The sequence below is a fragment of the Kastovskya adunca genome, from assembly GCF_059505785.1.
Window position 1 is genome coordinate 1 of record NZ_JCACLG010000043.1, and the last position, 13398, is coordinate 13398.

A 13398-nucleotide genomic window follows, 5' to 3' on the forward strand; every position below is an offset into this window, starting at 1 on the left:
TCCCTCCTCCACTTTTGCCCTTCTCTCTTTTGTAAAAAACCTACACCTGTGAGGGGAGCGGGGGAGAGGAAGAGAACCAATAACCGAATTCACCCTTCATACTTCATCCTTCACCCCTGCCTTGTTCGTCCAGCTAGGTTAGCAACAACGGCTGCTAACTCCCTAGGATCGACAGGTTTGGGGACGTGGAGCTGAAAGCCTGCTAAAAGCGATTGGGTGCGGTCTTCGGCGCGAGCGTAAGCGGTTAATGCCACGGCGGGAATAGTTCCGCCTTGCTGGGCATCTAGCTCTCGGAGTTGGCGAATCAGGGTGTAGCCATCTTCTTCAGGCATCCCAATGTCACTCACCAAGACATCAGGCTGCAAGCGCGCTACAGTGGCTAAGGCTTGGCGCACAGTGGATACCGCAGTGACTTCTGCGCCATATTCTTCCAGGATGGTAGTGAGTAAAACCCGCGCATCTGCCTCATCGTCTACTACAAGCACTCGTAAGCCATTTAGGATGGGCGGACAATCAAAAAGCCTTTCTGGTTCTGCCGTTACTGCAATTAGCTCCGAGTCGCTAACTTCAGGAGAAACCATCATCAGCGGTAGTGTGACGGTAAAGCTTGCCCCCTGTCCCACGCCAGGGCTTTCGGCGTAGACGGTTCCGCCTTGCAATTCTACTAAGTGCCGCACGATCGCTAATCCTAATCCTAGTCCGCCATGCGATCGCGTTATTGTCCCATCCCCTTGACGAAAGCGCTCAAAGACATAGGGCAAAAAGTCCGCACTAATTCCTTTCCCCGTGTCACTAACTTTAATTTGGGCTTGGGAGTTTTGCCTTGTCAGTTGCACCTGAATGCGTCCTTGGTTCGGGGTGAACTTGACGGCATTGGAGAGCAGGTTCCAGACGATTTGTTGCAAGCGAGCTGCATCTCCTAAAACGGGTTCTAGGGACGTGTCTAATTGAGTTTCAATGCGAATGTTTTTAGCATCCGCCGCTGGGAGCACGGTATCAATGGCGGTCTCAATCACGGGCGCAAGTTCGCAAGCGCGGACATTCAGGCGCAGCTTGCCAGTAATAATCCGGGAAACATCCAAAACATCCTCAATTAGTTGTCCTAAGACTCTTGTATTGCGGTCTAGCGTCTCCAGAGCGCGAACGGTGGTGGCAGAGTCAAATCTACGGCTGCGGAGGAGATGAGTCCACCCTAGCAGCGAATTTAAAGGGGTACGCAGCTCATGGGAGAGCGTAGCCAAAAACTCATCCTTCATCCGGTTGGCGTGGGTTAATTCCTCCGCTTGCTGTTGCAGTTCTGCAACCAAACGAGCATGTTCTAAAGCCGCTGCAACTTGGTCGCTCACCACCTGCATGAGAGCCAGGTCATCGGCGTCAAACCTTTGGCGGTTACGGGAGCCAAAAGAGAGTGTACCAATCAGTTGACCGCGTGCGAGTAGGGGGAAGCAAGCATAGGCGTTGACTCCTAAAGAACGGATCAGATCTGTCGAGGGGTCGGTTGATGCCTGAATATCCTCGCCAATAAATGAGCGCTGCGCGATCGCTACAGTGCCGCATATCTCTTCCCCTAGCTCAATGACTTCAATTGGCGCGGCGATTTGATCGGGGATACCACCGCAGGCGTGCAACTGTAGCCTCTGGCTTTTTTTATCAAAGAGGTAATTTAAGTAAACTTCCAGTTGTAGATCAGCGGAGAGCTTTTTGAATAAGCCGTTGATAAACTCCTTCGGCTGCTCGTGCAGGAGCAAACTGCTGGCAGTTTCTGATAAAAGCTCTAGCCTTCGATTACTTTCTTGCAGGGCGGCTTCTGAGCACTTGTGCTCCGTGATGTCGCTATTAATCATCACGGCACCAATGATTTCGCCATTACACCAGATAGGAGCAGCGGCGCAGCGAATGACCAAATCGCGTCCTGACTTTACCTGCCGCACAAGGACTTCTCCCACCTCAGCCACGCCTTGGAGGGCATGGGTGAAAATTAGATCTTCAGAGGTTATTGGTTCTCCCGTTTCGTAGGCGCGGATTTGAACTTGTTCACCCAGCAGGGCAATATTACGCTTGAGCTGATCCGGACTATCAAAGCCGAGCAACCCCATAGCTCGGTCATTGCATTTCCAGATCCCTGTAGCATCACCGATTAATACGGCATCTGGCATACTCTGGATAATCGCTTCTAGTTGCGATCGCTCTGCCTCCAGTTGACTAATTAGTTGCAGCCGTTCTGCCTCAGCCTGCTTGCGTTCTGTGAGATCGAGACAAAAGGCAATAATTTCCTGTTGCTGGTCATACGGTTCTTGGAGCAGTGCCGCACCCAATAAAATCGGCACGCGAGTGCCATCTTTGCCAATGAATTCTTTTTCAAAAGGAGTGCAGACGCCTTTTATCTTCAGTTCCTCTATTCCCTGAACATCTAAGTGAGAAAACTCTAGTGGTGTGAGCTGATCCCAACGTAGTTGACCGTTGAGCAGATCTTCCCGTTCATACCCCAACATTTTAAATATGTAATCGTTGGCGTAATGAATGCCACCATTGAAGTCGCTAAAGACAACTCCAAAAATATTAGATTCAACCAGCCGTCGAAACCGCCATTCGCTTTCTTTGAGGGCTACTTCTGCTAAACGATGTTCGGTTACGTCCATATTGACGCCAATCATCCGCAGGGGCTTGCCCGTTTCGTCGTTAAAGACGCGCCCTTTAGCAGCAATCCAATGCAAACTGCTATCTGGATAGAGGATGCGGAACTCAATATCGAAGTTAGTACCTTCTAGAGCCGCCTGTTGAACTTTTTGTTCTGCCTGAAGGCGGTCATCTGGATGGAGAGTTTGCACCCAGTTTTCATATTTACCGCCAAAATTTCCAGGGTCAAGTCCGTATAAGGCTTCCAGTTCTTCAGTCCAGGTGACTTCGTTTGTTTGAATATTCCACTCATAGGTGCCAATTTTCCCGGCTTTTTGCGCCAATTCCAGCCGTTATTGGCTTTTTTGTAGAGCGACTTCAGCTTGTTTGCGTAAACGCAGCTCACTTTTCGCCTCGCTAATGTCCCGCTGAGTGCCCCAGACGCGGACTAAAAAGCCATCTTCAACAATGCCAACAAGATTATTTAAGAAGTCCTTAGCGTTACCGTACCTATCTACTTCACTGGATTCGGCATCCACCAGTCGGTAGCCAGAGCGGATAAAGTTTTGTAAGTACTCTATATTGTGCGGATCGGACTTAACTAAAAATGTGTCGAGCCTTGCTCCAATAATTTCTTCGGCATGATCAAATCCATACATCTGTGCCATGACATCGTTACATTCTGCCAGGTAGACGTACTGGTAAAAATGCCGAATTTGCTCATCTTCCGGAACTTCAATAGAGAGGGGCGGCTCCAGTTCAAAACGCCAGATTCCTTCAGAACTTTGCTTGACAAATGCCCGATAGCGTTCTTCACTCTGGCGGAGGGCAACTTCGTCTTGCCTGCGTTCGGTGACATCCGTTAGCATGGCGATCGCCCCAGAAAATTCCCCCTGTTCATTGATTGGGTTGGTCGAAACAATTGCCCAGAGTTCTGAGCCATCTTTGCGGCGGTAGCAGAAGTCAAACTGTTCTTTCAACCCTTGTTTGCGTTGTTCTCTACTGCGCTTGGCTTCTTCTTGCGCCTCTGGCTCCATAAAGTCGAACAACGAGCGACCGAGCATTTCTTGGATGCTATAACCCAGCATTTGAGCAAGCCGCTGGTTGACGTACTCTGTCCGTCCGTCGGCATCGATTACCCAAATCCCTTCGTAAGCTGTCTCAATAATTTGGCGATAGCGTTCCTCGCTGGCACTTAAGTTTAATAAACTCACTTCAAGCCGCTGCTTGGTTGCGTGTAGCGAGGCAACAATTAGACTGAGTAATCCGCCTTCTAGGAGAAATAAGACCAGCCGTAAATTTTGCCCAGGATTGTTGCTGAAAAGCGAGTAAAGGGGAGATAAAAAGAAGTAGTTGCTTAAAAGTGCCGCCAACACGGTAGCGAAGATCCCCGACTCTCTGCCACCGTACCAAGCACTGACCATAACGGCAGCAAAAAAGAGCAAAAAAGGACTTTCAATGGGAATGAAGGAATCGAGCAGTAGCTTCAGGAAAAAGGCGATCGCTACAGTCAATCCGGCAATTCCATACCGCCGCATTCTCAGGGAGATTCTTCTCAATATCCGTTCTCCTTTGGCTCAGTTGATGGCATCACCTGAGAAAGGATGAAGCCAGAAGTCAGAAGGATGAAAGAATTATTCATAACAATTTTGTTGGAGATTTGAACACCTACCAACTGAGACAAATTGCAGGGAGCATCAAATCTAGGAAGCGTTCATCCTTATAATTTATCCTTTACCTTTCAGATTTCAGAGCGTTGGAGTAAAAATACCATCACGCTTTCTATTGTTCCTCAAAATTTTAGATAGTTGTTTCCGACTCAAGCTGAGGCAAGGATGGGCGATCACGCCTCCCAACTACCTATCAACTCTCCTAAAATTATCGGGTGAGCAAACGTTAGAGGAATCAATGGCTCGTATTCCTAAATTGACTTTTGACCGAGGCACCCTACTTTTGCATCCGCCTCCTAAGGGAAGAACTTGGGTGGATTATGCAACGTGGGATGACCGTGTGGAAAAGTTCCGCATCCCTGCTCTTCACTACCGCTCTTTGGTGGAATCCTTGCAAGCTGAGGGGACAAACTTTGTTGATGACGCCAAGGAATTTGTCCCTCTAGAACTGGTTTCTAGCGTTGAGATGGAACCCTATCCCCATCAAAGTGAGGCACTGCTGCATTGGAAGCAGGCAGGACGCCGGGGGGTGGTGGTGTTGCCTACCGCAGCGGGGAAGACTTATTTGGCGCAACTGGCGATGCAATCCACGCCTCGCAGTACCTTGGTTGTGGTGCCGACGCTGGATTTGATGCACCAGTGGTACGCCCAGCTAGATGCGGCATTTCCGGAGGTGGAGGTGGGGTTATTGGGTGGGGGTTCTCGCGATCGCACACCGATTCTCATTGCTACCTACGATAGTGCTGCCATTCATGCAGAATCTCTGGGAAGTTTGTATGGATTGCTGATTTTTGACGAGTGTCACCACTTACCTACGGATTTTTATAAAGCGATCGCGGAATATGCGATCGCTCCCTATCGCTTAGGATTAACAGCGACACCAGAACGCTCCGATGGGCGTCATTCAGAGCTAAATGCCCTGATTGGCACTGAAGTGTACCGCAAAACCCCAGAGGAGTTGGCGGGGAAAGCGCTGGCAGAACACAAGGTTATACAAATTAAGGTAAATCTCTCATCGTCAGAACGCGATCGCTACAATCACCTAATCAAAACCCGCAACGATTTTTTAAGACAATCCCATATTTCCCTCGGTAGTCTCAAAGGTTGGCAGCAGTTCGTCATGGTAAGTGCTAAAAGTCCTGCCGGACGCCGCGCCATGCTTGCTCACCGGGAAGCTAAGGAAATCGCCTCCGGAACGGAGGGAAAGCTGCGCATACTCGCTGACTTACTTGCCCAGCACCCGAGCGAAAATCTCCTCATCTTCACCAACGACAACGCCACCGTCTATCGTCTCTCCCAAGAGTTTCTGATCCCAGCGATTACCCATCAAACTCCGGTCAAAGAGCGTCACGAAATCCTGACGCGCTTCCGAGAAGGCGAGTACAAAACCCTTGCCGCCTCCCACGTTTTGAATGAAGGTGTTGATGTCCCTGAAGCCCGTGTGGCGATTATTCTCAGCGGTACAGCCTCTGAGCGCGAGTACATTCAGCGACTGGGTAGGGTATTGCGAAAAGGCTCTGGTGAGGGAAAATTTGCGTTGCTTTATGAAGTTGTCACAGAAGACACCAGTGAAGAACGTACCTCCCAGCGTCGTAGGGGTGGCAGGAAGGAACCCCAAAAAGACCAAGAACGCCCAGAAGTAAAACCTCCCAAGCTGAAGCCTCGGCAGTTAGAAATTTTACCGTCTCCCTCAACCTACGAGGTGCAGCCTAGGGCTACACCTAAAGCGGCAGAGTCTCAACCGGATGAGGAATACTTATTTTAGGTAGCGATCGCGTCAAATTTGTCGAGTTGGAGCTACTCTTTTCCTTTTAACTTTTTCACCACTTTCTTAACCGCCAAAGCGGGACGTGCTAGGTAAGGACGATCCCACGCATACGCCCAAAAATCTGTCTCCAGTTTTGTCTTGATTGAGAAATGTCTCTGGCGAGTAGGAATAACGCGATATTTCATCCCTTCGTACTCCCCATAGTCGATCTCGCTAGGCACTTTTGCGTAGAGACTGCCACTTTGATACTGACTCGGCAAATAATGCGCTGTTAACGATTTCCTAGAGTATTGGGGATTAATGGTAGGTAAAGCACCGTGAATCGTGCGCGAGTTCCAAAACAAGACATCTCCCTTTTGCAACGCTGGCGCATAAATCTCGTCTTGGTGAGCGTCCGTATACTCTTTTAGCTTTCTTTCGTAGGTTGCCTTAGACGATTTTTCGTCCTCGTTTAAGTGAACCGTGACGTGATTGGATTTGGGCAAAACAAAGAATCTACCCGCCTCTTCATGGATGTCTTCTAGAGCAAACCACCCCGCCATCATATGACCATTGGGCATGGAATCGAGATAGTACCAGTCTTGATGAGCAGGTGTCGCTGTGTTCTGATCGAACAGCATCGACTGCATCAAGTTATGGTTAGGACTTTCTGTTAGTTGCGTGAGGGCGGCTCTAACTTCCGGTAAGCAAAATATCTTTTTTGATATTTCAGAAAACTCTGGATATTTTTCCAGATCGTGAATATTCAAAAACGAACCTTGGCAATATCCAGACTCCGAAATTTTATTCTTTTCCCAACGCGTACTTGACTGTCTAAAAAAGTAGTTGTCAGAGGGCAGAATTTCTGCCTGGTAACGCTCCATTAACTGGTCAATCAGCGTGTCAGGGATGAGCTTACGGAAAATATAATATCCGTTAGCGTCATAATACTTCTGGGGAGTCTGTAGGGTTTGCATAGTTCATCCTTGGTATTTAGTTGTTGCTCGAAAACAAAATTTTAGGGCTTTGAATTTGAGACGATCAGGCACTAAAAATACAACAGGGCTTCTAACAGACGCTGGGGGATTCCAATCTTTCCACTTTCTCCATTAATCCAATCAGCTAAATCAAAGTATCTTCGACAAACTCGATAAAGCGTTATGCCATCCAAAACATGAGAATGTTTCTGCCACTCTCTTATCCAAACTGCTGATTTAAGTTCAGGATAATAGTTAGCTGTAAAACAAACTTTATGAGAAAGATCTAACCGATCGAACTCTACTATATATTGGTCTCCCCACAATCCTTTACCTCCTTGCGGAGGATTATCACAAAATTTAAATAACAAATTATCGCTTTGCCAGTTTATGCGGTTTGTCCGTCGAGTCCACTTTTCTCTCGCTTCCGCTTCGCTGGAATAATGTAGAAAATGAATCTCAATATCTCCTCCCAACACTCCGATTGGAGATAAAGACCATGTTCCCTTCTGCCTTTGCTCATTAACAAACTCATAACGCGAGGTGTCTGTAAACGTTAGCGGCGACTTCATATAAGTTTGAAAATCTGCCAAAAATCGTAAGTAGCAAGGCGCAAATATAGATAAGCCGACAAATGGTGTTGCATAGGGAAGCCCTAGTTCTTGGTAAACTAAAGCGGCCCAGCAGTTATTAGAAACGATCGTAAAATTTTTGTTTCTTACGCGATTTCTAAATAACCTTTCACGTAAGTCTTGCCGCCAGAATCCGACCCGTTTCTTATAAGATGAAAGCGATTTTACGACCATCACCGCGAATGTTGTTGAGAAGAATGCAATCCGAACCTACAAGACTCCTACCAACTTTGAGAATACTTCATCCCCAAGACCTTCTGGAGTTTACGAGTAACTTTTTTGAGCAACCTTGGCTGATAGTCATAGTAGGTATTTTCTGTGAAGTTATCGGCTTGGCGATCGCGAATTACAAACTTGGGATGTTTTAAGGGGAAGTCCATTGCTTCTACTTTTAGGTTGTTGTACTGACTTCTTTCTTCTTTAGTGTGGGTGGCGTCCGTTAAACTATAGCCAATATAAGAAATCAAGTTTTCATTGGGAATAATCGTTAATCCCCGTTGCAGCCAACAAGCGAATGCCCACTGAAAATCCCAAGCATCATGCCCGTTCACCGTAAAATCAAAGGTGTGGCTCCAAACTTTCACCGCACGAGGCTCGCCCAGAATATCTGTTAAGAAATTTCCTTGCTTAATTTCGGGCCAAAGCTTCATTTCATAATCAAAATACTTCCAAGCTCGTCTCCAGCTCGCCCATCCCCAAGAATTGGTATAGCGAGAAAAGTAGTAGCTATCAGCCGTTCGTTTCCGTCCAAACTGCACATTTAAACCCGTTATCGACATAATTCGTTCGTCATGTCGATAGTACTCCAGTAAATCTTCGCAGAAACGGAAAAAGGTTGGGTCAGGGACGCAATCATCTTCCAAAATGATCGCTTCTTCAACCGTATCAAATACCCAATCAAAGCCGCTAGAAGGGCGGCGTCCGCAACCTAAGTTGACATCAGAATAGTTTTTTAGAACTTCGCAGTCCCAATCTACCTGTTCAATAATCGCCCGTGCTGCTGCACATTTTTCGGCTTCTCCTGGCTTGTCTTCCCGAGGCCCATCAGCAATGACCAGTAGCTTCGGAGGTTTGGCTTGGCGAATTGCCTCAAATACCTTCTCGGTTGTATGGGGGCGATTAAAGATAACGAAAGCAACGGGGGTTTTCAACTGCCAATCAGCCATAGGAAACCATCTAACTTAGGGTAAAAATCAGTCTAGCTTACACTAGCCAACTTCAGGAGACTGGATAACGACTCCAATTTAACCAAAATATCTTCACCAGCCAAGTGAGGATCGATGCCTTCTGGAGGATTTTGTCCCTCACCAATTAAGTAGTAGTAATTCAAACCCAGCAAGTCACTCATGGCGTAGTAGCATACGTTCACATACTTGGGTGAAAAGAACTCAACTACCGTTGTCCCCGGTTGGCAAAAAACCAGATTAGTCAACCCAGCACCATGAGGAGCAACGACAACTTTTGCAGAAGCAAAAAGTAAGGCTTGTTCAGCTATCGATAGAGTTTCTAATGCTACAGCCTGAAATCCCAACTTGTCTAAACAATTAAATACCTCAGGCTCATTAATAATTCGGCGGTAACTTGCCTTACCTCGACTGATATAAATCCGTTCTGGTGTAGCTGATTTTTGAGACTCTTGACTATACAAAAAGTTCTTTCTCAAAAAATCACAAACCCATTGCGGTACATTCCCTGGCAAACTTGGTAAAGACGGAACAAGCAACTGGTCGGCTTTTACATGATGCTCTTTGCAACTTTCTATGACTTTATTTTTGTAAATCCCTAAAGTAGCTAAGGTTTCTTTTTGAAAAGGAGAGTTATAACCATTAACAATAAATTTATCAATCCTGTCTACTGGTAGTCCGCTGAGGCGTAAAAGTTCAATTTTTGGAAGTACGTCAGTCATCCAGTGGAAGTATATGTTAGCCTTTGCCGAAGAAAGAGCCGCCACAGTTCCTGGAACGTAATGCACAGGCGGTAACTTCCACTGCGTAAAAATGGAGTGATTGTATCCAGTTCTACCAAACTCTAAAGACACGTCGGAGAGAACGCGATCGTTTGTTGCGACAATAGCACTACTATCAACAACGTTGCCCCGATTTACCCAAGCCCGTCCTTTGGGAACCATTACCACGAAAGAAGCTGGTAACTGACGTTGATATTCGAGGCGGAATTTCCAGTGAACTGTTTCCTCTAGGGTTCCCGGTTTACCCCGATGAATGGGTTCACTAGGATAAATTTGTTTATAGGTTCCCTGAAGCTGATTTTGTCCAGCTTTATCTTTGGCTACCCAATCTGCTGTTGAAGGATAAAAACCTTTGGGAGGACCAATGACTTCCGAAGAAACAGGTAAACTGCGAAGCGGTACGATCAACAAGCTTTGAATTGATCTGGCTGATTCTTTAACAAAACGCCAATACGGTCTGAGTAATGACTTGAATTTCTTCTTCATTGCCTATAGGTAAACGCTAGACTTCAAGTTATAGCAATCTCAAATTAACAGAATTACTTTTAGGTATTTTTAAACCAACCTAAAAGAAAAAGTGCTTTTGTTTGTTTAAAAAATATTTTTCTAGTCGGTGGATAGAAGGCTCCGATAGCATAAGCCGAAACCATTTGAGCAATAACAGTAGCAACGGCTGCTCCAATGCCGCCATAGATCGGTATAAAGAAGTAGTTGAGTATGACATTAACGAGCGCTCCTGTTGTAGTTGTTACTGCTGAGAACTTCATCAAACCTTCTGTTGTTAACCACACCTCTCTAGCTACTCCTAGTGTGGCAAATAAACCCATCCAAACATGAACAGTCAAGATTGAACTTGCCTCAGCGTAATCCTGCCCATAAATCAGGGTCACGATATAAGGAGAAAGAAAGGTCATTGGGATGGCTACAGCGTAAGCCAACAAGCACATCAAATTAAAGAGCTTTTGAATCCGACTGTAATAGGTTTCCTCATTAATGTCTTTGGCTTGAACAATTGAAGGAAAAACTGAATTAACAACTGCCATCGGCACAAAAAACCATAGCTCAGATATTTTAACGGCGGCGGAGTAAATTCCTACTGACTCAACACTTTGCATTTGCCCTAACATAATCTGGTCAATACGCATGTAAATCATGATGACGATGCCAGATAAAATTAGAGGCCAGCTATCTTTAATTAAAGTCTTGGCTCTTTGAACATTAATATCCCAGGCTTTGAGAAAATTCCCTTGCCAGCGATAGACAATTACTAGCCCCAAAGCCGCGATCGCTTGTTCTGCTGCCATTGCCCCTGCAAAAGCGACTAGTGGTGCTTTCGTTACGATTAAGAAGACTTTTACGCCACTAAGAAGAACGTAGGCGGCATTCCTTGCCCAAACTGAATATTTTGCCTGAACCTGAGACTGAAACCAAAAATCAATGATTTCAAAAGATTGGCAAATTGTCCCAACCGCAACAATTCCTACTAACCAGCGCATTAAATTGTCATCAGGACTGAGTAAATAAGTCCCTCCTACGATTAGGAAAAACATTAATGTACTGCTCGTTATTCTCAAAGCAAAAGCCGTGCCCAGGGTTTCATCTCTAAGAAACTTGTTACGAGCGAGATCCCGCACAATAATACTATCTAGTCCCAACTTAGCTAATGGACTTAACAGCCCCACGATTGCTGTTGCATAGTTGAAAAGTCCAAAACTTTCCGGCCCTAAATAACGAGCTACCCAAACTCCAACGAGCAGCCCTAAACCCATCTGCCAAATTTTTTCGCTGAACAGCCAAGCGGTATTACCAATAATTTGCCGTAGATTTGGACTAAGTTTTTGACTGGCGGCTGCGAGCTTATTTAGCATTAAAGTTCATGGGTAATTTCGATTAATTTTTGGCAACTAAAGTAAATCTCAAACAAGCGGGACAGGCAGTTTTAGGTGAAAACTCCTTTACTAAACAAATAACTAGTAGTTTTGAGTAGATGTCCAATTATATTGAGCAGGGGCAGCTTCTCTCTTGGGTTTAGAGGTTTTCTCTATCGTATCTAAGCTTAATCGAGTCGTCATTACTACATAAAAAAACCAAATACTAGTGACGCCCAAAAGTCCAGTTTCTGTAAAGTTCGTTAATAAAATGTACGTTGACAGGAGTAGAGGTAATCCTGCTTCAGGCAGGCGGTTACGGCTGAGATACACTACTGATTTGGCAATATTATTAAGAAACGAGCAAGCATATAAAGATAATCCTAACCAGCCCAAATCAACAGCTACATCTAAAAAACCATTGTGAGAATGACCCGGTCGAAACTGACTAGCAGCGACAATGATGTCGCCCCCAGGATTATCCGCTCCTCGCCAAGGTTGCCAGAAGCCAGCAAGACCATATCCAAGTATGGGCTGTTGGTTAATTTTGTTGATGATTATGGGCCAGAAGTCTGTTCTTCCGGTGATCGTCATATCTTTATTGAGAGTATCTACTACAATAAATTCTAGGTTTTCGGTTACTAAGATTGTTAAGCACACGCTTAAAATCATGAAAAGAATCACAGAAACAAAAGCCCATTGAACTTTTAATTTTTTGACAAACCCAAAATAAACCCAAAGACTGAGTAGAGCAACCACTAAAACTTTACTAGCTCCACTCCCTCCCTCTTGCAAAGCAAACAGAGACAAAAGAACAAAAACCAAGGATAAATAGCGCTGTTTAGGTGAGTAAAAGGCATGCATTAACCACAAAACAGCCGTTTGAGCCATGATGAAAGAAAATTGATTTTTATGCCCTAATATTCCTTGCCAACCTAATGGTCCTACTCCAACTGAAGGCACAAAAAATCCATAATATATACAAATAATTACAATAATTATGTTTACCCACCGCCAAAAAGAAAAAATTTCTCTCCAGGAGTACTGTTTTCCTAAATAAATAGCAATTAGAGTAGTTTCTAGATAAACAAAGGTAGTTTTTAAAGTTACAGTAGCTGAGTTGCTCCAGGAAAATGACAAGCTAAAAAGTAGAATAAATGCACAAAAAAAAGGAGCTGTCCTCAGCAAGACAGCTAAAACATGAATAAAGTCTTTTAGGGTATAACGAAGTCTTGAAAACAAAAGAAAAAGGCAGAGAGAGTAAATACCAAGTTGCCCTGCTATTGTAGGTAGTGTTGTTCCCTGTAAGCTCAAGACCAAAGGATGCAACTTATCAAAAGGGTTAATTGTCGCACCTGTGGCTCCCGCAATGCTAATTAAGAAGATTCCTAAACAAATCTTTTCTAAGTTAGCGGCTAATGTTTTATCTGTACCTGTGTAGTGAAAAGCTACAAAAGTATAAATTAATCCTATAAGTAGGATAAAGATAAGAATTAAAGGATTATTGAGAATTAATTCTTTCATCGTAAGGCTTTCGTTTTAGTGGGATTTGAGCAATTTCGGAATCAGCTTAGACTTTTGCTACAACCTGAGTGAATTCATCTTAAAGCGGGGCGAAATTAGATAGGGTTGTCAGATTGAGGTGAACTGAGCAACTGGCTCTAAATTCCCTAAAGTCATATTCAGCCTTATTGTTCCCTAAATTAGTCTCTAAGTTAACAATGCTTCACTAAGATTTGGAAGAACATCAATGCTAACTCTCTTTGCTCAATCTGGGGTAAAGTTTTGATTTTTGTTAGCGATATCCTCGCAACTGGTTAAATATCCGAGACAGACAAAATAGAATAAGCGACACCTAAGAAAGTTTTGACGTTTTTGACTGAATAGGAATAGCCGTTGGACAATCTGCACGGGATTGAGCA

Annotated in this window: 9 protein-coding genes; 1 reads left to right on the forward strand and 8 read right to left on the reverse strand. The window is 45.0% G+C overall.

The genetic code is table 11. From position 1 onward, the window contains the following. Window positions 1-110 precede the first annotated feature (110 nt). Window positions 111-2960, reverse strand: a complete 2850-nt coding sequence (locus tag AC5JR3_RS16515) for an ATP-binding protein (protein WP_495847644.1) — start codon at window positions 2958-2960, stop codon at window positions 111-113. Window positions 2961-2969: 9 nt separating this feature from the next. Beyond that, complete coding sequence (locus AC5JR3_RS16520; RefSeq protein WP_495847645.1) at window positions 2970-4175, reverse strand: PAS domain S-box protein; 1206 nt, start codon at window positions 4173-4175, stop codon at window positions 2970-2972. 349 nt (window positions 4176-4524) lie between these two features. Between AC5JR3_RS16520 and AC5JR3_RS16525 the strand changes: the two genes are divergently transcribed. Next, entirely contained in the window at window positions 4525-6051 is a 1527-nt protein-coding gene (locus AC5JR3_RS16525; protein WP_495847646.1) for a DEAD/DEAH box helicase, read from the forward strand. 32 nt (window positions 6052-6083) lie between these two features. Here the strand turns inward: AC5JR3_RS16525 and AC5JR3_RS16530 are convergent, their stop codons facing one another. The 6 genes from AC5JR3_RS16530 to AC5JR3_RS16555 form a co-directional block, all read right to left on the reverse strand. Further along, a complete protein-coding gene (locus tag AC5JR3_RS16530) occupies window positions 6084-7010 on the reverse strand; it encodes a phytanoyl-CoA dioxygenase family protein (protein WP_495847647.1) in 927 nt (308 codons plus the stop codon). Between the two features lie 71 nt (window positions 7011-7081). Then, on the reverse strand, window positions 7082-7816 hold the full coding sequence (locus AC5JR3_RS16535; RefSeq protein WP_495847668.1) for a DUF1919 domain-containing protein: 735 nt from the start codon (window positions 7814-7816) through the stop codon (window positions 7082-7084). A gap of 47 nt (window positions 7817-7863) precedes the next feature. Then, complete coding sequence (locus tag AC5JR3_RS16540) at window positions 7864-8808, reverse strand: glycosyltransferase family 2 protein (RefSeq protein ID WP_495847648.1); 945 nt, start codon at window positions 8806-8808, stop codon at window positions 7864-7866. Between the two features lie 32 nt (window positions 8809-8840). Beyond that, window positions 8841-10094, reverse strand: coding sequence for a glycosyltransferase family 61 protein (locus AC5JR3_RS16545; RefSeq protein ID WP_495847649.1), 1254 nt, complete (start codon window positions 10092-10094; stop codon window positions 8841-8843). A 59-nt stretch (window positions 10095-10153) separates the two neighbouring features. Then, on the reverse strand, window positions 10154-11476 hold the full coding sequence (locus AC5JR3_RS16550) for a flippase (protein ID WP_495847650.1): 1323 nt from the start codon (window positions 11474-11476) through the stop codon (window positions 10154-10156). A 102-nt stretch (window positions 11477-11578) separates the two neighbouring features. Beyond that, window positions 11579-13000: an O-antigen ligase family protein gene (locus tag AC5JR3_RS16555; RefSeq protein WP_495847651.1), complete on the reverse strand. Its 1422-nt coding sequence runs from the start codon at window positions 12998-13000 to the stop codon at window positions 11579-11581. Between the last annotated feature and the right edge of the window lie 398 nt (window positions 13001-13398).

Coding starts and splice junctions, on each gene's coding strand:
- AC5JR3_RS16525 (WP_495847646.1), top strand. CDS start 4,525: ATGGCTCGTATTCCTAAATTGACTTTTGACCGAGGCACCCTACTTTTG.
- AC5JR3_RS16530 (WP_495847647.1), bottom strand. CDS start 7,010: ATGCAAACCCTACAGACTCCCCAGAAGTATTATGACGCTAACGGATAT.
- AC5JR3_RS16535 (WP_495847668.1), bottom strand. CDS start 7,816: ATGGTCGTAAAATCGCTTTCATCTTATAAGAAACGGGTCGGATTCTGG.
- AC5JR3_RS16540 (WP_495847648.1), bottom strand. CDS start 8,808: ATGGCTGATTGGCAGTTGAAAACCCCCGTTGCTTTCGTTATCTTTAAT.
- AC5JR3_RS16545 (WP_495847649.1), bottom strand. CDS start 10,094: ATGAAGAAGAAATTCAAGTCATTACTCAGACCGTATTGGCGTTTTGTT.
- AC5JR3_RS16550 (WP_495847650.1), bottom strand. CDS start 11,476: ATGCTAAATAAGCTCGCAGCCGCCAGTCAAAAACTTAGTCCAAATCTA.
- AC5JR3_RS16555 (WP_495847651.1), bottom strand. CDS start 13,000: ATGAAAGAATTAATTCTCAATAATCCTTTAATTCTTATCTTTATCCTA.